This window comes from Rhizobium sp. YTUHZ044 (assembly GCF_051123975.1).
Classification (GTDB): Bacteria; Pseudomonadota; Alphaproteobacteria; order Rhizobiales; family Rhizobiaceae; genus Rhizobium.
In genome coordinates this window covers 1,298,530-1,317,227 of the sequence record NZ_CP101426.1, presented here as the reverse complement: position 1 = coordinate 1,317,227, position 18,698 = coordinate 1,298,530, and the positions used below count along the sequence as shown (strand labels likewise).

The following is an 18,698-nucleotide window of genomic DNA, read 5'->3' as shown; positions in this document are numbered from 1 at the left end:
TATCCCAACCGCAGATGCAACCGTGGCTGCCTATTTATATAATCTCCGCCCGCCCTTATATAGGCTGCACACAGACTCGCGGGATCAGAAGGCAAGATTTTGAACCACAAAAGACTTCGCTCAGCCCTGATAACGGGGGCGGCCAAGAGAATAGGCCGGGCAATCGCCGAAGACCTTGCTGCAAATGGCTTTTCCGTTGCGATCCACGCCAACAGCTCCCTCCGCGAAGCGGAAGAGCTGGCGGCGGAATTGCGGCGAAAGGGACAAAGGGCGGCCGCATTGCAGGCCGACCTTACCGATATCGGCGAAGCGGGCGAACTGATCGCGAAGGCGTCGGAAGCGCTCGGGCCTCTCGATCTGCTCGTCAATAATGCGTCGGTCTTCCAGCATGATTCCGCACGTAGTTTCAACGCCGACACATGGGCGCTGCACTTCGACCTGCATGTGCGTGCGCCGTCGATCCTTTCGGCAGCCTTCGCGCAGCAGGTGCCAGCTCAGGCAGCGGGGATGATCGTCAACATCATTGATCAGCGGGTCTGGGCACTGAGGCCCAGCTTCTACTCCTATACGCTCTCCAAGTCCGCGCTGTGGACGGCAACGCAGACGCTCGCCCAGGCATTGGCGCCACGTATTCGCGTCAATGCGATCGGCCCCGGCCCCTCGATGCCGAGCGAGCGGCAGTCACTGGAGGACTTCCAAGCGCAGGTCTCAGCCCTTATCCTGCAGCGAGGGCCGGCACTGGAAGAATTCGGACAAACGATTCGCTTCCTTTACGACACGCCCTCGATCACCGGCCAGATGATTGCCCTCGACGGCGGCCAGCACCTTGCCTGGCAGACGCCCGATGTGGCGGAGATTAAGGAATGAACGGACGAAAGCTGCCGGATGGCGGCGTTCTCTACGACGATACGGATGAGAGCGAAGACGAAATCGAGGTGGAAGGCGAGGTTTCCGCCGCCCCTCTGGCGGCTGCGGTCGACTGGAATGCCGGCAGCCTCAACGAGACCGGGCTTGTCGGCGCCGAATTGATCGGCGAATTCGTCAAGCGGCTGCCGAACAGCCCCGGCGTCTATCGCATGTTCAACGCCGAAGGCGATGTGCTCTATGTCGGCAAGGCGCGCAGCCTGAAGAAGCGCGTCGCCAACTACGCCGTCGGCCGTGTGCATTCCAACCGCATCGCCCAGATGGTCCGCCATACGGCGAATATGGAATTCGTGACGACGCGCACGGAAACCGAAGCGCTGCTCTTGGAAGCGAATCTGATCAAGCGCTTGCGGCCGCGCTTTAACGTGCTGCTGCGCGACGACAAGTCGTTTCCCTATATTCTCATTACTGGGGATCACCGGGCGCCGGCCATCTTCAAGCATCGCGGCGCCAGGGCGCGGAAGGGCGACTATTTCGGGCCTTTCGCTTCGGCCGGCGCGGTCGGACGCACGATCAATTCGTTGCAGCGGGCCTTCCTGATCCGCACCTGCACTGACAGCGTCTTCGAAACGCGCACGCGGCCGTGCCTGCTCTACCAGATCAAGCGCTGTTCGGGGCCTTGTACGCATGAGGTCAGCGATGCCGGTTACGCCGAGTTGGTGCAGGAGGCCAAGGATTTCCTGTCCGGGAAGAGCCAGAAGGTGAAGTCGCACATGGCCGAAGCCATGAACCAGGCGGCCGAGGATCTCGATTTTGAGCGGGCGGCGATCTATCGCGACCGTCTGGCCGCTCTGTCGCATGTGCAAAGCCACCAGGGTATCAATCCGGCCGGTGTCGAAGAGGCCGACGTTTTCGCCATCCATCATGAAGGCGGCGTCTCCTGCATCCAGGTTTTCTTCTTCCGCACCGGGCAGAACTGGGGCAACCGCGCCTATTTCCCGAAGGCCGACCCGCAGCTTTCAAGCGCCGAAGTGCTGAATGCCTTTCTCGCGCAGTTCTATGACGACAAGCCGGTGCCGAAGCAGATCATGCTGTCGGAAACGGTCGAGGAACTGGAACTTCTCGCCGCGGCCCTCAGCGAAAAGGCCGGCCACAAGGTTTCCATCCTCGTGCCGCAGCGCGGCGAGAAGCGCGATCTCGTCGAGCATGTGGTCGGCAATGCGCGCGAAGCGCATGGGCGAAAGCTTGCCGAGACGGCGTCGCAGTCGCGGCTGCTCGAAGGATTCAAGGAAACCTTCGGGCTCGCCTATGCGCCGCAGCGCATCGAGATCTACGACAACTCGCATATCATGGGCACCAACGCCGTCGGCGGCATGGTGGTGGCGGGGCCGGAAGGCTTCGTGAAGAACCAATACCGCAAGTTCAACATCAAATCGACCGACATCACTCCCGGCGACGACTTCGGAATGATGAAGGAGGTGATGACGCGGCGCTTCTCGCGGCTGATCAAGGAGGAAGGTATTCCCGTTCGGACGGCGCAGGCAGCAGCTGCCGACGCCGCCGACATGCCCTTCCCCGCCTGGCCGGATGTGATCCTCATCGACGGCGGCCAGGGGCAGATGACGGCGGTGCGCGCCATCCTGGCCGAGCTCGGCATCACCGACAGCGTGACGGCGATCGGCGTCGCCAAGGGTGTCGACCGCGACGCCGGGCGGGAGCGCTTCTTTGCGCCGGGACGCGAGAGTTTCACATTGCCGCCGCGCGATCCGGTGCTCTATTTCATCCAGCGCATGCGCGACGAAGCGCACCGGTTCGCGATCGGCTCGCACCGGGTGCGGCGAAAGAAGGAAATGGTCAAGAACCCACTCGACGAGATCGGCGGCATCGGCCCGTCACGCAAACGCGCGCTGCTCCAGCATTTCGGCACGGCGAAGGCGGTTTCGCGTGCCGCTTTGTCCGACCTCATGGCGGTGGAAGGTATTTCGGAAGCCGTGGCAAAGCAGGTCTATAACCATTTCCACGACGACGCCGCGAAATAAGCGGCGGCCGTCGCAAATTCCACGCAATGGCGGTGAAAAGACAGAAAGAATGTTGACGGTCGCCGGCCAAAGCCGTCATCTACATCGACCCGAAAATCGGAATCGGTTTTCGTAAAGACGCGGCGCGGCAGCGGCGCTTCAATTCAGAGAAACGATCCATGGCATCGCGTGCGTACAGCCTTCCCAACCTTTTGACTTACGGCCGCATCCTCGCCGTGCCGCTGATCGTTCTCTGCTTCTTCGTCGAGGGCAGGCTGTCGATCAGCAATACGGCGCGCTGGGTAGCGCTGTGGATCTTCATCATCGCCTCAATCACCGATTTTCTCGACGGCTATCTCGCGCGCATCTGGAACCAGACGTCGAATATCGGCCGGATGCTCGATCCGATCGCCGACAAGCTGCTGGTCGCCTCGATCCTCCTGCTTGTCGCGGCCGACCAGACCATCGCCGGCTGGTCGATCTGGGCGGCAATCATCATTCTCTGCCGTGAGATCCTGGTTTCCGGCCTGCGCGAATATCTGGCGGCGCTGAAGGTCAGCGTGCCGGTGACACGGATCGCCAAGTGGAAGACGACGCTGCAGCTCGTCGCCATCGCCTTCCTGCTTGCCGGCCCGGCCGGCGACGAGATCTTCCCCTATACGACGCAGACCGGCATCGCGCTCTTGTGGATCGCGGCACTGCTGACCATCTATACCGGCTACGACTATTTCCGTGCCGGGCTGAAACATATCGTGGATGACGAGGAATGACGCGGCTTGTCTATTTCGCCTGGGTGCGCGAGCGCATCGGCAAGGGTGATGAGGAGATCGACCTCCCCTCCTCCGTCGTCACCGTCGCCGATCTTCTGAATCATTTGAAGACGTTGGGCGAGGAATATGAAGCCGCACTTCAATATCCCGAGGTGATCCGCGTGGCGCTCGACATGGAGCATGTTGAGCATGACGAGCCGATCGGCGCCGCACGCGAGATTGGGATTTTTCCGCCGATGACGGGGGGGTGATTGCCGCCCAGTCGGGCTTTGGAAGCATACAATGGCTAGGACTGCGCCTTCGTTTCTCTCCCTCATTCTTGTCCTCGGGCTTGACCCGAGGACAGGAATGAGGGAGTGCTGGGTACCGGTGACCTTCCAAATTAACGGAGGTCTGTGAGGTGACCACCCCCACCATCCGCGTCCAGCGCGAGGACTTCGAACTGCAGGCCGAGGTCGACCGGCTCTCCAAGCACAAGCCCGGCATCGGCGCCGTCGTGACCTTCTCCGGCCTATGCCGCGATGAAGGCGGCACGCTGGCCGCCCTCGAGCTCGAGCATTATCCCGGCATGGCCGAAGCCGAAATGACCCGCATCGGCGAGCTTGCCATCGCCCGTTTCGGGCTACTCGGCCTCACCGCCATTCACCGCTATGGCAAGATCGCCGCTGGCGAGAATATCGTGCTCGTCGTCGCAGCCGCGCCGCATCGGCAAGCGGCGTTCGACGGCGCCAATTTCGTCATGGATTTCCTGAAGACCGCAGCCCCCTTCTGGAAGAAGGAACACGGCAAGGATGGCGCCGCCGGCGACTGGGTCGCGGCGAAAGACGCCGACGATGCCGCGCGCGACAAGTGGAAATAAGTTAGAGAACCACGCGCTCCCTGCGGCTCATGACCAGAAGCAGGACCAGCAGCGAGAAGATCACCAGGTCTCGCCAGACGAAGGCGCCATAGGCGCCCCACATGGTTTCGATGACGGCAAGCCCGGCAGCACCGCCTGCCGAACGCAGCGGATCGGAATAGCCGCCGACGGCTGCGATCAGCAGTACCTTGAGCCCGAACATCAGGCCCGCGCCGAAATCCATCGAACCGTAGTAAAAGGTGGCGAGGATGCCGCAGAGGGTGGCGACGAGCGCGGCTGCCGCATAGGCGACAAGGAAGACAAGGCTGGCGCTGGTGCCGCAGAGCTCGGCGGCCAGCGGATCGTCGGTGACGGCGCGCCAGAGGCGGCCCCAGGCCGTGCGCCTGAGGATCAGCGCACCGATCGCGACGATGGCCGACATCAACGCCGTGTCGATCAGCTGGATATAGGTGAGCGTCACCTTGAACGGACCGTCGCTCCAGAAGACGACGACGTCGTTCAGGAACGGCGGCAGCCAGATCGCCCTTGTATCGGCTGCAAGGCGGGCGGTTTCCATCAACACGATCATGATGCCGAGGGCGGCAACGATCACGGTATTCGGCGATTTGCTGGCGAGCGGCAGCATGATCGAGCGGCCGATCCAGATGCCCGCCGTCAGCGAATAGACAATCGCGGCGCAGGCGCCGATGGCAAGGGCGGCCGGCAGCACCAGCCAGAACCTGACATAGGCGAGCTCGGTAAAGAGCAACAGGATCTGGCCCGAAAAGGCGAAGATCGCCCCATAAGTGATGTCGGCCCGCTTGGTCACGCCGAAGGCAACGGCATAACCGAAGGCGAGCGCGGCATAGAGGGCGGCAAGCGGCACCGCATTCGTCAGCTGCTGCAGAAGATAGGCCATTCCGAGAACTCCGCGTCAGCAAATTATAACTGGTAAAACCTATTTCGCCAGTTATAATTTCATCATGAGCTTTTCCTGGACCCCTCACCGTTTTGCCGGCGGCGCGCTGGCGCTGGATGTCGCCAACACCGTCGTGCTGCGCGACGACCCAAAGCGGCGGATCGACCGCTTCGCGAGCCGCGAGCAGATGCGGAACTTCCCGCGCGCCGCCGCCGAATTCTGCGCCGAACGGGCCTTGTTCGGCGAGATCGCACCGCTGGCAGCACAAGACGAGGCCGATTTCTTCGCGCTGAGGGAAGCGATCGACCTCTATTTCCGCAAGCGTATACTGGACGGCAGCGACAACCAATTGCTGGCCGGGCTACTGGAAGCGGTGGCCAATATCTTGCGTGGAACCAATCCCGGCAATCTGGCCGCGGCGACCGCCCATTCGGCGCTCAGGCTGATTGCCATGCCGGATCCTGAGCGCATGAAGATCTGCGGCAATTGCGGCTGGCTGTTCATCGACCGCAGCAAGAACAGGAGCCGCGCCTGGTGCGACATGGCGGTCTGCGGCAACCGCGCCAAGGCGAACCGTCACTATCGCCGCAAGAAGGAGGAGACGCCATGAGAAAACATCTGATCGTAGCGGCGGCTGCCACGGGGCTTCTGCTTTCCGCCTGCCAGCGTCAGGCCGAAAACCTCGTCGAAGTCACCGGCCACCTCTTCGTCTTCAACTATCGGGTGGCGAGCGCCACCTATCTGCTGACGCTGAAGAAGACCGGCCCGATCCCTGATGGCTCGGTCATCATCGCCGAATTCGAAAACCCCGTGGGCGGCGCGCCGCTGATATTGAACCAGAAAATCTACCCGATCGACGACAAGATCGCGCTGCAGAGCGAAAACCTGCACTGCGTGCGCAAGGACCGCCCCTATTCGGTGAATGTCCGGCTGGTCGACAAGGACGGCAAGGTGCTTCAGCAATTGAAGACTGAGTTCCGCTCCGACCTCGACCAAACCGTACTGCCGAGCAAGCCGCTCGTCGTCGGCGCGCTTTATGACAAGAACCCGGAAGTCTTCAAGCCTGACGGCAGCGTCGATTTCTCGAACACCGACAAGTGTCCATCATAGAAAAAGCCGGAGCGACACCCCGGCTTTCAAGAGTCAATTCAAGGTATTGCGAGGCAATGCCGAAGCGCGGCCTCAGCCGACGATTTCGGTGTCGGAGAACCAGTACTTGATTTCCTGGGCAGCCGTTTCCGGGGCATCGGAGCCATGCACGGAGTTTTCGCCGATCGACAGCGCATGGACCTTGCGGATCGTGCCTTCGTCAGCGTTGGCCGGGTTGGTCGCGCCCATGATTTCGCGGTTCTTGAGGATCGCGCCTTCGCCTTCCAGAACCTGGACGACGGTTGGACCGGAGGTCATGCCTTCGACGAGTTCGCCGAAGAAGGGGCGATCCTTGTGAACGGCGTAGAAGCCTTCAGCTTCGCGGCGGCTCATCCAGACACGCTTGGAGGCGACGACGCGCAGGCCGGCATCTTCGAGCATCTTGGTGATGGCGCCCGTCAGGTTGCGCTTGGTTGCGTCCGGCTTGATCATCGAGAAGGTGCGTTCAATCGCCATAGTCAGATCCTCTGTTTTCTCGGGAAAAGTGGGCGGTCTTTACCCGCCCCAACGCCCGAAAACAAGGGGTCGGCGGCAAATTCACGCCGCTGTCACAGTCCTGCCGCGGCTTTCGTGAAGATCGAGGCAGCGTTCGAACCAGGCGACGACGGGATCGTCGGCGGCCAGCATGGCCAGCCCTGCGGACACGCGCAGCCATTGCAGCGCGCCGAAGACGATATAATCGGCAAAGAGCGGCGATTGCCCGCCGATGAAGGGCTGGAACTTCAGCATGTGACGGAGCGGCTCCAGCTTGGCGCCGAAGGCAGCCTTCTCCGCCTCGCTGTCGGCAGCAAAGACTTCCAGCGGCTTGCCGAGCCTGACCTCGCGGCTCTGACGAAAGTACGCCTTGTCCCCTTCGTCCAGGATCGCGTGGATATCGAGAAGGGCGATCCGCATGATCGCCGGGTGGATGATCATCTGCGAATAGCCCTCGACCATGCGCGACACCGCCTTGCCGCCCTCGCCATTGAACAGCGACGGCCGCTCCGGATATGCCTCTTCGAGATAGAGCGCGATGGCAAAACTGTCCGAGATCAGCCGGCCGTTATCGTCGAGCACGGGCAGGGTCGACGAGACGCCGCCGCCGATTTCGCGGATGCGGGCATAGGTTGTGGGGAGCTCCTCGAAATCGAGCCTCTTATGCGCGAGCGCCATCACCGCCTTCCAGCAATGGGGCGAAAAGAAGCGCCGTTCGTCGGCGCCGCAGAGGGAATAGAGGGCTCTGGTCATGATAATCCTTTCGAGGTCTGATCTGCCTGCATTCGACGACAGAAAGCGAGCGTGATCAAATCAGGAAATTTCATGGCGCCATCACTCGGATTACTTGGGAAACCGGCTAGACTGCTCCAGCAACGTCAGGGGAAATATATGCTTAGACATTTCAGGATGTTCGCGGCCTATAACCGCTGGGCCAATGCCCAAGTCTATGAGGCTGCGGCCGAACTCAGCGAGACGGAATTCCGCAGGGACCGCGGCGCCTTCTTCGGCTCGCTGCATCGCACGCTCAATCACCTGCTCGTCGCCGACCGGATATGGATGAGGCGTTTCACCGGCATCGGCGAAGCGCCGGCGACTCTCGATGCCGTGCTTTTCGAAGAGCTGGATGCGCTTGCCGCCGCACGCAAGGCGGAGGACGAGCGCATCATTGCCTGGACAAGTACGCTCGATGAGGCGAGCCTTGCCGGTGACTTCACCTATGCCCCGGTGACGCAGCCGATCCGGATCACTCAGCCACTGTCGAGCGCGCTCGCGCACCTTTTCAATCACCAGACGCATCACCGCGGCCAGTGCCATATGACGCTGACGGCGTTGGGCAAACCGAGCCTCGGGCTGGACCTTATCTACTTTCTGCGCGGCGAAGGCCGCGAGTGGATGTGAGGCAGCCGTCTCCATCAAGACTGAATTAACCGCCTTTGCCGGTTCCCATCGCCAATCCGGCGCTTCCCTTCGTAAATTCAGCCTCTCTTAAAAGCTTGCGAGCATAGCAGACGTGAGAGTAATGAGACCAGGCGCGAGGGGTTCGTCATGCAGAATGCAAGTACAAAGGCACTGGTGGCGCGGGAGCCTGTACGCCCAGGGTCAATGACGGATATCCAGAAGATCGCCCAGCACATGGCGCGGCTCAACGTCGCCGCACTGCCACGCAACTACGAACTCTTTCATGAGGCGATCATCGGGCACAATCCTGGTCTTGCGCAGGATATCGCGGCGCTCGGATCGCAGCCGCAGCAGTCGATGCTCGACGAACTCGGGCTGAAATACCGCCTCGTCGGCCATTGCGGGCTGGCGGGCGAGACGTCGCGCAACGAGGCCAGCCGGACGCTGCGCGCGGTGGCGGAAAGGCTTGCCGAAGGATTGCGGCACAGAGACGCCTTTGCTCGCGCCTGTGGCACGATCCTGAAATCTGTCGGTGGTCACGAGGACCAGAGCCTTGCCGCCTTCATCGGCGAGGTCGATTACCTCTCCGCCTCGCTTGCAACGGTGATGTCGGCGGAGATGGAAATCGGCGCCAGACTGCAGGACGACATCAACAGGCTGGAAACGTTGGAGCGCGGCATTTCGGCGATGCAATCGGCCACCGTCGCCGACAAGATTACCGGCCTTGCAAACCGCATCGCGCTGAACCGGCAGATCACCGAACTCTACGAACGTGAAGAGGGTGCCGCCGGCAGCGCGCTGATCATGGTCGATATCGACGATTTCACCGAGTTCAACGACAGATACGGCACTCAGGCAGGCAACAAGCTCTTGAAGAAGCTTGCCGCCCTCTTTCGGAAGTCGGTGAAGAAGAACGACTTCGTCGCCCGCACAGAGGCCGACGAATTCGCCTTGCTGTTTGCCAATGTCGGCATGCAGGATGCGATTGCTATCGCCGAGCGCCTGCGCGCCTCCGTCGAAGAAAATCTCGTCTTCGCCACCTCCGACAAGGGTGATAGCGGCAGACTGACCATCTCGGTCGGCCTGGCGCTCAGCGCCGATGCGGCAACACCGGGACAGCTCCAGGCCAACGCCCGCGTCGCGCTGCTTGCCGCGCAATCGAACCGCCGCCTGCCGGTCCAGGCTTTCGGCCGCTCAGGCGTTTGAGTGCTGTCGGCGCGGACGAGCGAGCTCGCCGGGGGACGAGCGTGTTCGCCCGGACGAGCAAGCTCGCCGGGGGACGAGCGGGCTCGCGGCCGGACGAGCAAGCTCGCCGGGGGATAAGCGGTCTTGCCTTGGCGGGCAGTTTCGGCCAAAACGCCGGCCATGATCACGATTACCGACATTTCCGCCCGCATCGCCGGACGTCTGCTTCTCGACAATGCCAGCGTTTCGTTGCCTTCGGGCACGAAGGCGGGGCTGGTCGGGCGCAATGGCGCCGGCAAATCCACGCTGTTTCGCGTCATCACCGGCGATCTCGGTTCGGAGACCGGGGCGGTGTCGATCCCGAAGGCGGCGCGTATCGGTCAGGTGGCCCAGGAAGCGCCGGGAACCGAGGATTCCTTGATCGAGATCGTGCTTGCGGCCGATAAGGAACGGGCGGCCCTGCTTGCCGAAGCGGAAACGGCAAGCGACCCGCATCGCATCGCTGAAATCCAGATGCGCCTCGTCGATATCGATGCGCATTCGGCCGAAGCGCGGGCTGCGAGCATCCTTGCCGGTCTCGGCTTTGACCAGGCGGCGCAAGCCCGCCCCGCCTCCTCCTTCTCCGGTGGGTGGCGCATGCGCGTAGCGCTCGCCGCCGTACTGTTTGCCGAGCCGGACCTGCTTCTGCTCGACGAGCCGACAAACTACCTCGATCTCGAAGGCACGATGTGGCTGGAGGACTATATCCGCCGTTATCCGCATACGGTCATCATCATCAGCCACGACCGCGATCTCCTGAACAATGCGGTCAACTCCATCGTTCATCTCGATCAGAAAAAACTCACCTTCTACCGCGGCAACTACGACCAGTTCGAGCGGCAGAAGGCTGAGGCCGACGAGCTGCAGACGAAGGCAAAGGCAAAAAACGAGGCGGCGCGCAAACATCTGCAGAGCTTCATCGATCGCTTCAAGGCCAAGGCTTCCAAGGCCCGGCAGGCACAGTCGCGCGTCAAGGCGCTCGAGCGCATGGGAACGGTCGCCGCCGTGATCGAGGACCATGTGCAGCCGATAACCTTCCCCGAGCCGGAGAAGCAGCCCGCCTCGCCGATCGTCGCAATCCAGGGCGGCGCCGTCGGCTACGAACCCGGCAAGCCGATCCTGAAGAACCTCAACCTGCGCATCGACAACGACGATCGCATCGCCCTGCTCGGCTCGAATGGCAACGGCAAGTCGACCTTCGCCAAGTTCATCTCAGGGCGATTGTCGCCGGAGAGTGGCGAAGTAAAGGTTGCGCCGAGCCTGAAGATCGGTTTTTTCGCCCAGCATCAGCTCGACGACCTGATCCCCGAGCAGTCGGCGGTAGAACATGTGCGCCGGCTGATGCCGGCCGAACCGGAGGCCAAGGTGCGCGCCCGCGTTGCGCAGATGGGGCTGGCGACCGAAAAGATGGCTACCGCCGCCAAAGACCTTTCCGGCGGCGAGAAGGCACGTCTGCTGATGGGGCTTGCCGCCTTCCATGCGCCGAACCTGCTCATTCTCGACGAGCCGACCAACCATCTCGACATCGACAGCCGCCGTGCCCTCATCGAGGCGCTGAACGATTATGACGGTGCAGTCATCCTGATTTCGCACGACCGCCACCTGATCGAGGCAACCGTCGACCGGCTGTGGCTGGTCAACGGCGGCACTGTCACCACCTTCGAAGGCGACATGGACGAATACCGCGACCTCATCGTTAGTTCCGGTAAGAAAAAAGAAGAGAGGCCGCAGACCAGCGACGATACGACCTCGAAGGCCGACCAGCGCAAGCTCAATGCCGAAAGGCGCGCCTCGCTGACGCCGCTGAAGAAAAAGATCAACGAAATCGAATCCTTGACGGCGAAGCTGGAGAAACAGATTCAGGCTCTTGATGCGGAGCTTGCGGATCCTGTTCTCTATGAGAAGACGCCTGCCAAAGCCGCGGAAAAGGCAAAACAGCGTGGCGAGGCAGCGGCAAAACTGACTGCTGCCGAGGAAGAGTGGCTGATGCTGTCAACCGAATATGAAGAGGCAATGGGAGGCTAGCCACAGTCTTTTGGGAAACGCGGCGGAGCGCGGCGTCACCACAATTTCTGCCGATCTCAACCGATCGTTAACCATAATTCGAAAGGTTGTCTCAACATTCATTACTGATTTGTTGAGCCCTTTCCATGCATCGATTTTTCGTTCTTTCCTGCATCGCCCTTGCGGCCGCCCTCTCCGCCTGCAGCACGACCAGACAAGCCCCCGACACCTCGATCAAAACCGCCTCGGTGATTGCGCCGGAGGGACGGACGTTTTCCGGCAAGCGCTCCGAGGATGATGAAGCGCCGCGCATGACCGGTTGGCACCATCTGGCCGGGCGGACGCTGGAGGTTTCCTCGCTTGCCGATCTCAAGCTGCAGGACAAGGAAGTGATCCTGAGCTTCGACGATGGCCCGATCCTCGGCCGGACGAACAAGGTGCTGGCGATCCTCGACCAGTTCGGCGTCAAGGGTGCCTTCATGATGGTCGGCGAGATGGCCGAGATGTATCCCGCGCTGGCGCGCAAGGTGGCGATGGACGGCAATGCGATCGGCAGTCACACCTATGACCACGCCAACCTGAGTTCGCTCGATTTCGACGCGGCGATGGCCGAGGTGATCAAGGGCGAATTGGCGGTGACCAAGGCGACGGGAACCGACGTCGCCTTCTTCCGCTTCCCCTATCTTGCCGAAAGCCACAGACTGCGTGCCGCGATCGCCATGCGCGATATGGTGGTCATGGATGTCGATATCGACAGCAAGGACTATTTCGCCACAACGCCGCTCTCCGTGACTCAGCGGACGATGGCCCTGCTGCACAAGCGCGGCCGCGGCATCATCCTGATGCACGACATCCATAAACGTACGGTAACCATGCTGCCGACTCTGCTTTCGGATCTCGAAGCCGAGGGCTACAATGTCGTGACGCTGAAATTCAAGAAGCCGGAGGCGCCAAGCAACCTCGTCGCCTCGGCCGATCTGGTGATGACCCGCTAAGGCGGCTTGCCAAGCCGGGACCGGCTGCCTAGATCTGGGCGACGTCAATGCACGCGGCAGGTCAGCTATGAACCTTCACCTCGAAACGGACGATGATCCGCGCACCCGCCAATTCATCACCGAACACAATGCGCTCTCCGACACGGTATTGAGAACGCCGCAATTTGCCGAAGATCGTGAGGCGATCAAGGCGCTGATCGAGCGGCAGGACAGGCTGATCGTGCCGATGCGCCGCGGCGGTTGGCTGTTCGATTTCCGGCAGAGCAAGGACAATACGCTCGGGGTCTGGCTGCGCCTGGCAGCCGGCCAGCAGCCGTTGCCGGAGGCCGATTGGGAGCCAGTCTTCGATCTCGACGCCTTCTGTCTGGACGAAGGCAGGCGCTGGAGCTGGCGCGGCGCTGTCACCTGCCCGTGGGAGCCGACGCGCGTTCTGCTGATGCTTTCGGACGGCGGCTCAGACCTCATCCGCCTGCTCGAATTCGACGCCGAGGGCAAACAGATCGTGAAGGGCGGTTTCGACACGCCCGCCGCGCGGTCGCATGCCACCTGGCTGAGCCGCGATGAGATCTGTTATTTCGGCTCGATCGACCGATTTTCGGCCACCCGCTCGGGATGGCCGCGCGTCGGGCGGCGGTTGAAGCGCGGGCAGCGGCCGGAAGATGCCGCCATCATGTTCGAAGCCGCCGATGAGGATGTGTATGGCTCCAATCTCGTTATCGACCCTGCCCTATTTGGCGCTTCGGCGAATGCCGGGCTGATCGACATTTTCGTCACCAGCCACGAAATCGGCGTGGCCAGCGCTTTCCTCATTGCCGATGATGGCGGGCAACGGCGCATCGATCTGCCCAAGGAGGCAGATTTTCAGTTCAATCATAATCATTGCCTCTGGCGGGCAAAGACCGATGAGCGCGTTGCGACCGGCAGCCTCGTGCTGCAATCCTTCGATCCCGCCTCACGGGCGCTGCTCGGGCCGGAACGGATCCTGTTTCAGCCTGGCGAGGGCCAGTCTATTTCGCAGATGATGCTGATGCGCGAATGGTGCGTGTTCATCGTTTCCGACCGGCTGCGCCCGCGTCTTCTGGTGCTCGACCTGACAAAGCCCGATGCCGAACAGCGGGAAATCGTGCTGCCGGCGGAGATGCAGACGGCTTATGTCAGGCCGCTCCATGCGGATCTGCATCTTGGCGACGACACACTCCACATCGTCGGCCAGGGTTTCCTGCAGCCGCCGACCTGCTACCGCCTCGAACTCTCCGATCGCAGCAGAGAGCCGGAGCCGATCTTCATCGCAGCAGCGCCGAGCTATTTCGATGCGACCGATATGTCGTCGGAACTGCTGGAGGCTGTGTCCGAGGACGGAACCAGGGTCGTCTACCAACTGGTGCTGCCGCGACAGTGGACCAAGGGAGCGCTGCCGGTGCTGATCTACGGCTATGGTGGCTTCGATGTCTCGCTGTCGCCGAATTACTCCGGTGTAATCGGCCGCTGGCTGGAGCAAGGCGGCGCCTATGTGCAGGCCTATATCCGCGGCGGCGGTGAATTTGGCCCTGACTGGTATCGCAGCGCCAAGCGGCAGGGGCGAGACCGGGCCTTTGCCGATTTCGTCGCCATCGCCCGCGATCTCGTCGCTCGCGGCTACACCGTGCCATCGCGGATTGCCTGCCAGGGCGGCAGCAATGGCGGCCTGCTGACGGGTGTGATGCTGACGCGCTACCCGCACGATTTCGGCGCGGTCTGGTGCCAGGTGCCGGTGCTCGACATGACACGCTTCCACCTGTTCAGCGCCGGCCAGGCGTGGATGGACGAATATGGCGATCCGGAGACGCCAGCGGACCGGGAGTTCATGCTCGGCTATTCGCCGCTTCACAATATCAGGCCGGCCGGCGAGGTCACTTATCCGCCGATCTATATTGAAAGCTCCAGCAATGACGATCGCGTGCATCCCTCGCACGCACGCCGTTTTGCCGCGAGGCTGGAGGAAGAAGGACATCAGCTGCTCTTCCACGAATTCGGCTTGGGCGGGCATGGCGGCGACGGCAGTTCCGAGGAGCGCGCCGCCCGCGCGGCGATGGGTTACAGCTTCCTTCGCGAGACCATCATGCAATAGGATAGAGGAGCAGAGCTTGTCGGCGCTCTTCTTTCTGCTACAACAGGCTTAATAAATCATACTTTTCATACAGACACGAGCGAAACACCATGTCCCCTATCAATCTCGCCATCGTCGGCGTCGGCAAGATCGTCCGCGACCAGCACCTTCCTTCCATCGCCAAGAACCCGGATTTCAAGCTCGTCGCCACGGCAAGCCGTCACGGCACGGTCGAAGGCATCAACAGTTACATCACGATCGACGCGATGCTCGACGCCGAGCCTTCGATCGATGCCGTTTCGCTCTGCATGCCGCCGCAGTACCGCTATGAAGCCGCCTATAAGGCGCTCGTTGCCGGCAAGCATGTCTTCCTTGAAAAGCCGCCGGGTGCAACACTGAGCGAAGTGGCCGACCTCGAGGCGCTGGCGAACAAGCAAGGGGCGTCGCTCTTTGCCAGCTGGCATTCACGTTATGCGCCGGCCGTCGAAGCCGCCAAAGCGTTTCTTGCCTCGACGACGATCAAAAGCGTGCATGTGATCTGGAAAGAGGATGTCCGCCACTGGCATCCGAACCAGGACTGGATCTGGCAGGCCGGCGGCCTCGGCGTTTTCGATCCCGGCATCAATGCGCTGTCGATCGTCACCCATATCCTGCCGCGGCAGGTCTTCATCACCGGGGCTGTGCTCGAATTCCCGGAAAATCGTGATGCGCCGATCGCCGCCGACATTCACTTCCGCGATGCCGACGGCCTGCCGGTTCATGCCGAATTCGACTGGCGCCAGATCGGCAAGCAGAGCTGGGACATCGTCGCGGAAACGGCAGCCGGCCAAATGGTGCTCTCCGAGGGCGGCGCTAAGCTTTCCATCGACGGTAAGCTGACATTCGCCGAACCGGAACAGGAATATCCCTCGCTCTATCGCCGCTTCGCCGAAATCATCAAGGCGGGCAAATCGGATGTCGATCTCGCCCCCCTGCGCCACGTCGCCGACGCCTTCATGCTCGGCAAGCGGAAATTTGTTGACGCTTTCCACGACTGAGTGATTGGGCGGTCCTTGCCTGTCGGCTCCGACGGCAGGCACCCGCTCAGGCCTTCTTCTCCCACCGCCCTTCCGGTGTCTGCTGCCAATAGGTGAGGTTATGCCCCTCGCCTTTCAGTTTCTTCCATTGTGCGCGGGCAGCTTCCAGTTGCTCCTGGTCGTGGCCGTCGAACATGAAGACGACGCGCTCATAGGCATCGGCCGGCGGCGGCTCGGCGCCGTCGACAATGAAACGAACCGTCGCCGCATTGGCATTGTCCGACGTGACCGTCAAAAGCACCGGCTGGTTTTCGGCGAAATCAGCCGTGTCGATCCCATGCGGCAGGAAACTCTCCTCGCGAAACGTCCAAAGATGCGCATCAAGTGCATCGCGCCGCGCGGCCTCGCTCGTCTGGACGACGACGCGCCAGCCGCGCTCGATGCTTTTGTCGAGGAGCGGCGGAAGCGCGTCTTCCAGCCTGGTTTCGGTCAGATGATAAAAGAGAATGTCGGTCATCGGGATTCATGATGGGCGCGAACGAGCTCGTCGAGCAGGCGCACCCCGAAACCGGAACCCCAGGACTGGTTGATCTCATCCTGCGGCGAACCCATCGCCGTGCCGGCAATGTCGAGGTGCGCCCAGGGCGTGTCCTGCACGAAGCGTTTGAGGAAATGCGCCGCGGTGATCGAGCCGGCCTGACGGCCGCCGGTGTTCTTCATGTCGGCGAATTTGCTGTCGATCAGCTTGTCATAATCCTTGCCGAGCGGCATGCGCCAGAGTTTCTCGTTTGTGGAAAGGCCGGCCGCCGTCAGCTGGGCGGAAAGCTGGTCGTCATTGGAGAACAGGCCGGCATGCACGTTGCCAAGCGCCACGACGATTGCGCCGGTCAAGGTGGCCAGATTGATCATGAACTGCGGCTTGAAGCGATCATTGCAATACCAGAGCGCATCGCAAAGGACGAGGCGGCCTTCGGCATCGGTGTTGATCACCTCGATTGTCTGGCCGGACATTGAGGTGACGATGTCGCCCGGACGCTGGGCGTTGCCATCGGGCATATTCTCGACCAGGCCGATGATGCCGACGGCGTTGACGGCCGCCTTGCGGGAAGCGAGCACGTGCATCAGGCCGGTCACGGCTGCGGCACCGCCCATATCGCCCTTCATGTCCTCCATGCCGGCGGCCGGCTTGATCGAAATGCCGCCGGTATCGAAGACGACGCCCTTGCCGACGAAGGCGACGGGACGGTCCTTGCTCTTGCCACCCTTCCACTGCATGACCGCCAGACGCGGCGGGCGCACGGAGCCCTGAGCGACGCCGAGCAGCGCGCCCATGCCGAGACGGCGCATTTCCTTCTCGGTCAGGATTTCCACCTCGACGCCGAGCTTTTCCAGCTCCTTCGCCCTGGCGGCGAATTCGACAGGTCCAAGCGCGTTCGGCGGTTCATTGACAAGGTCACGGGCGAGATTTACGCCGCCGGCGATCGCTTCGGAATCGGAAAACGCCTTTTTGGCGCCGGCCGCATCGGTGGTGATGATCGTCACCCTGACCGATTTTGCCGGCTTCTCCTCGTCGTCGTTCTTCTTTGTCTTGTAGGCATCGAAGCTATAGGCGCGCAGCAGCATGCCAAGCGCGAAATCGGCGGCGGCGCGTGCGTTCGTCTCAAGGCCGGGCACGTCGATGAAGATGGCGGCCTTGTCAGTATTCTTGATTTTCGATGCCGCAGCACCGCCGGCCTTCAGCCAGTCATGGGCGGCGAGTTCGCCGGCCTTGCCAAGCCCGATGACGACGATGCGATCGACGGGTGCGCCTTCCGGGGCGACAATATCGAGCGCAGCCGTGGATTTCGCGGAGAATCGGGCGATCTTCGCAGCCTTGGCGATCACGCCTGCCGGATCAGCCGTTTCGGCGCCTGCGGCACTGCCGGCCTCGGCAGTCTTCAACAGGATCGCCAGCCCGCCATTGAGCTTTGCCGACTTCGAGAATGAAATTTCGAACTTTACTGACATGTCTTCTCCGCTGGGATTCTTGAAATCCGTCCCAGGCGGATAATTTCGCGTTTGGCGGGTCTGTCAATGGCTCGCGACTATTGTTATGGTCGCCCGCGGCTGTCCAGGCCCTCATGTTTTCGTCAGTTTTGCAGATATTCGCGTTGACAGTTTTTTCGAAAAATCGATGGCGGAGACCGGTGATCCGCCTGCCGAAAACGACTTTCGGTGCATTCCTGCTTCTGTTCTGGGCGTGGTGGGCGCTGCTTGCCATCTTTCGCGCCTTCCCTGGAATAGACATTTATTTTTCCCAGCTTTTTTTCGTGGGCGCAGATTGTGACGCGACTGCCGCTGCCGGGAGCATCTGCGGCGGCTTTCCTTATCGCGACTCGGGGAATTTCGACCTGCTGCGAACCATCTTCTTCCGCCTGCCCTACGTCGTGGCGATCGTCATGGCGTGGAAATTGATCGAATGTTACCAGCAGCACGGCGCGACCTTCAACGCCGAGCGGGCGCGCAAGCTCAAAGTCGCACTCGGAACGATGCTGATCGGGCCGGTGCTGCTCGTCAATGTTATCCTGAAGGAACATTGGGGTCGGCCGCGGCCGGTGCAGACGGATATTTTCGGCGGGAGCCTGCATTTTGTCGAGGCAGGCTCGCTTGCCGGCAAATGCGTGTCGAACTGCTCCTTCGTCTCCGGCGAGGCGGCGAGCGCTGGATGGCTGTTCTGCCTTCTGCTCTTCGTGCCGAAATCGATGCGTTACGCGCTGGTTCCGCCCGTCGCCGCGATCTCGATCCTGACGCCAGCCTTGCGGCTGTCCTTCGGCGCGCATTATCTTTCCGACGTGACGCTCGGATGGCTCTCCTCGCTTGTCGTCTTCGCGGCGCTGCTGGCGTTAACTGAGTCGCAACAGGACCAAAAAAATTCTGAAATTTGAATGAATTTTTGACACC

The 18,698-nt window shown here is 61.6% G+C and carries 19 protein-coding genes; 14 read left to right on the top strand and 5 right to left on the bottom strand.

The genetic code is table 11. The annotated features are described in order from the left end of the window. Nucleotides 1-99 precede the first annotated feature (99 nt). The 5 genes from NL154_RS06520 (at nucleotide 100) to NL154_RS06500 (ending at nucleotide 4,511) form a co-directional block, all read left to right on the top strand. The gene (locus NL154_RS06520; RefSeq protein ID WP_210628392.1) at nucleotides 100-867 is read left to right on the top strand and encodes an SDR family oxidoreductase; all 768 of its coding nucleotides are present in this window, start codon (nucleotides 100-102) and stop codon (nucleotides 865-867) included. Next, a complete protein-coding gene (uvrC, locus tag NL154_RS06515; RefSeq protein ID WP_434733809.1) occupies nucleotides 864-2,903 on the top strand; it encodes an excinuclease ABC subunit UvrC in 2,040 nt (679 codons plus the stop codon). Before NL154_RS06520 ends, uvrC begins: the two co-directional genes overlap by 4 nt. Before the next feature lie 158 nt (nucleotides 2,904-3,061). Further along, nucleotides 3,062-3,652 (top strand): CDP-diacylglycerol--glycerol-3-phosphate 3-phosphatidyltransferase, encoded by a 591-nt coding sequence (pgsA, locus tag NL154_RS06510; protein WP_011424811.1) that lies wholly within the window; start codon nucleotides 3,062-3,064, stop codon nucleotides 3,650-3,652. Beyond that, the gene (moaD, locus tag NL154_RS06505) at nucleotides 3,649-3,903 is read left to right on the top strand and encodes a molybdopterin converting factor subunit 1 (protein ID WP_221147298.1); all 255 of its coding nucleotides are present in this window, start codon (nucleotides 3,649-3,651) and stop codon (nucleotides 3,901-3,903) included. Before pgsA ends, moaD begins: the two co-directional genes overlap by 4 nt. A 149-nt stretch (nucleotides 3,904-4,052) precedes the next feature. Beyond that, nucleotides 4,053-4,511, top strand: a complete 459-nt coding sequence (locus NL154_RS06500) for a molybdenum cofactor biosynthesis protein MoaE (RefSeq protein WP_434733808.1) — start codon at nucleotides 4,053-4,055, stop codon at nucleotides 4,509-4,511. Nucleotide 4,512: 1 nt separating this feature from the next. On the opposite strand, the gene NL154_RS06495 is transcribed toward NL154_RS06500, so the two are convergent. After that, a complete protein-coding gene (locus tag NL154_RS06495) occupies nucleotides 4,513-5,409 on the bottom strand; it encodes an ABC transporter permease subunit (protein WP_434733807.1) in 897 nt (298 codons plus the stop codon). Between the two features lie 64 nt (nucleotides 5,410-5,473). On the opposite strand from NL154_RS06495, the gene NL154_RS06490 reads away from it, so the two are divergent. Both NL154_RS06490 and NL154_RS06485 read left to right on the top strand, forming a co-directional pair. Beyond that, complete coding sequence (locus NL154_RS06490) at nucleotides 5,474-6,019, top strand: CGNR zinc finger domain-containing protein (protein WP_434733806.1); 546 nt, start codon at nucleotides 5,474-5,476, stop codon at nucleotides 6,017-6,019. Then, nucleotides 6,016-6,519, top strand: coding sequence for a hypothetical protein (locus NL154_RS06485; protein ID WP_221147302.1), 504 nt, complete (start codon nucleotides 6,016-6,018; stop codon nucleotides 6,517-6,519). The genes NL154_RS06490 and NL154_RS06485 overlap by 4 nt, the downstream gene beginning before the upstream one ends. Nucleotides 6,520-6,591: 72 nt before the next feature. On the opposite strand, the gene ndk is transcribed toward NL154_RS06485, so the two are convergent. Together ndk and NL154_RS06475 are read right to left on the bottom strand one after the other, a co-directional pair. Next, nucleotides 6,592-7,014, bottom strand: a complete 423-nt coding sequence (ndk, locus tag NL154_RS06480; protein WP_004680549.1) for a nucleoside-diphosphate kinase — start codon at nucleotides 7,012-7,014, stop codon at nucleotides 6,592-6,594. A gap of 81 nt (nucleotides 7,015-7,095) precedes the next feature. Continuing rightward, nucleotides 7,096-7,785, bottom strand: coding sequence for a glutathione S-transferase family protein (locus NL154_RS06475; RefSeq protein ID WP_210628397.1), 690 nt, complete (start codon nucleotides 7,783-7,785; stop codon nucleotides 7,096-7,098). 138 nt (nucleotides 7,786-7,923) lie between these two features. Between NL154_RS06475 and NL154_RS06470 the strand changes: the two genes are divergently transcribed. From NL154_RS06470 to NL154_RS06445, 6 genes are all read left to right on the top strand, one after another. Continuing rightward, complete coding sequence (locus NL154_RS06470) at nucleotides 7,924-8,433, top strand: DinB family protein (RefSeq protein ID WP_434733805.1); 510 nt, start codon at nucleotides 7,924-7,926, stop codon at nucleotides 8,431-8,433. Nucleotides 8,434-8,580: 147 nt separating this feature from the next. After that, the gene (locus NL154_RS06465; RefSeq protein ID WP_434733804.1) at nucleotides 8,581-9,639 is read left to right on the top strand and encodes a GGDEF domain-containing protein; all 1,059 of its coding nucleotides are present in this window, start codon (nucleotides 8,581-8,583) and stop codon (nucleotides 9,637-9,639) included. 159 nt (nucleotides 9,640-9,798) lie between these two features. After that, a complete protein-coding gene (locus tag NL154_RS06460) occupies nucleotides 9,799-11,682 on the top strand; it encodes an ABC-F family ATP-binding cassette domain-containing protein (protein ID WP_210628400.1) in 1,884 nt (627 codons plus the stop codon). A gap of 125 nt (nucleotides 11,683-11,807) precedes the next feature. Continuing rightward, on the top strand, nucleotides 11,808-12,656 hold the full coding sequence (locus NL154_RS06455) for a polysaccharide deacetylase family protein (RefSeq protein WP_210628401.1): 849 nt from the start codon (nucleotides 11,808-11,810) through the stop codon (nucleotides 12,654-12,656). 67 nt (nucleotides 12,657-12,723) lie between these two features. Then, nucleotides 12,724-14,763, top strand: coding sequence for a prolyl oligopeptidase family serine peptidase (locus tag NL154_RS06450; protein WP_434733803.1), 2,040 nt, complete (start codon nucleotides 12,724-12,726; stop codon nucleotides 14,761-14,763). An 89-nt stretch (nucleotides 14,764-14,852) separates the two neighbouring features. Then, entirely contained in the window at nucleotides 14,853-15,779 is a 927-nt protein-coding gene (locus NL154_RS06445) for a Gfo/Idh/MocA family protein (protein WP_434733802.1), read from the top strand. Between the two features lie 46 nt (nucleotides 15,780-15,825). On the opposite strand, the gene NL154_RS06440 is transcribed toward NL154_RS06445, so the two are convergent. Further along, nucleotides 15,826-16,275, bottom strand: a complete 450-nt coding sequence (locus NL154_RS06440) for a DNA polymerase III subunit chi (protein ID WP_210628404.1) — start codon at nucleotides 16,273-16,275, stop codon at nucleotides 15,826-15,828. Next, nucleotides 16,272-17,765, bottom strand: a complete 1,494-nt coding sequence (locus tag NL154_RS06435) for a leucyl aminopeptidase (protein WP_210628405.1) — start codon at nucleotides 17,763-17,765, stop codon at nucleotides 16,272-16,274. Before NL154_RS06435 ends, NL154_RS06440 begins: the two co-directional genes overlap by 4 nt. A gap of 143 nt (nucleotides 17,766-17,908) precedes the next feature. Here NL154_RS06435 and lpxF point away from each other — a divergent pair, with 143 nt between their 5' ends. Next, nucleotides 17,909-18,682, top strand: coding sequence for a phosphatase PAP2 family protein (lpxF, locus tag NL154_RS06430; protein WP_210628406.1), 774 nt, complete (start codon nucleotides 17,909-17,911; stop codon nucleotides 18,680-18,682). Nucleotides 18,683-18,698: the final 16 nt, after the last annotated feature.

Coding starts and splice junctions, on each gene's coding strand:
- uvrC (WP_434733809.1), top strand. CDS start 864: ATGAACGGACGAAAGCTGCCGGATGGCGGCGTTCTCTACGACGATACG.
- pgsA (WP_011424811.1), top strand. CDS start 3,062: ATGGCATCGCGTGCGTACAGCCTTCCCAACCTTTTGACTTACGGCCGC.
- moaD (WP_221147298.1), top strand. CDS start 3,649: ATGACGCGGCTTGTCTATTTCGCCTGGGTGCGCGAGCGCATCGGCAAG.
- NL154_RS06495 (WP_434733807.1), bottom strand. CDS start 5,409: ATGGCCTATCTTCTGCAGCAGCTGACGAATGCGGTGCCGCTTGCCGCC.
- NL154_RS06490 (WP_434733806.1), top strand. CDS start 5,474: ATGAGCTTTTCCTGGACCCCTCACCGTTTTGCCGGCGGCGCGCTGGCG.
- NL154_RS06485 (WP_221147302.1), top strand. CDS start 6,016: ATGAGAAAACATCTGATCGTAGCGGCGGCTGCCACGGGGCTTCTGCTT.
- ndk (WP_004680549.1), bottom strand. CDS start 7,014: ATGGCGATTGAACGCACCTTCTCGATGATCAAGCCGGACGCAACCAAG.
- NL154_RS06475 (WP_210628397.1), bottom strand. CDS start 7,785: ATGACCAGAGCCCTCTATTCCCTCTGCGGCGCCGACGAACGGCGCTTC.
- NL154_RS06470 (WP_434733805.1), top strand. CDS start 7,924: ATGCTTAGACATTTCAGGATGTTCGCGGCCTATAACCGCTGGGCCAAT.
- NL154_RS06465 (WP_434733804.1), top strand. CDS start 8,581: ATGCAGAATGCAAGTACAAAGGCACTGGTGGCGCGGGAGCCTGTACGC.
- NL154_RS06460 (WP_210628400.1), top strand. CDS start 9,799: ATGATCACGATTACCGACATTTCCGCCCGCATCGCCGGACGTCTGCTT.
- NL154_RS06455 (WP_210628401.1), top strand. CDS start 11,808: ATGCATCGATTTTTCGTTCTTTCCTGCATCGCCCTTGCGGCCGCCCTC.
- NL154_RS06450 (WP_434733803.1), top strand. CDS start 12,724: ATGAACCTTCACCTCGAAACGGACGATGATCCGCGCACCCGCCAATTC.
- NL154_RS06445 (WP_434733802.1), top strand. CDS start 14,853: ATGTCCCCTATCAATCTCGCCATCGTCGGCGTCGGCAAGATCGTCCGC.
- NL154_RS06440 (WP_210628404.1), bottom strand. CDS start 16,275: ATGACCGACATTCTCTTTTATCATCTGACCGAAACCAGGCTGGAAGAC.
- NL154_RS06435 (WP_210628405.1), bottom strand. CDS start 17,765: ATGTCAGTAAAGTTCGAAATTTCATTCTCGAAGTCGGCAAAGCTCAAT.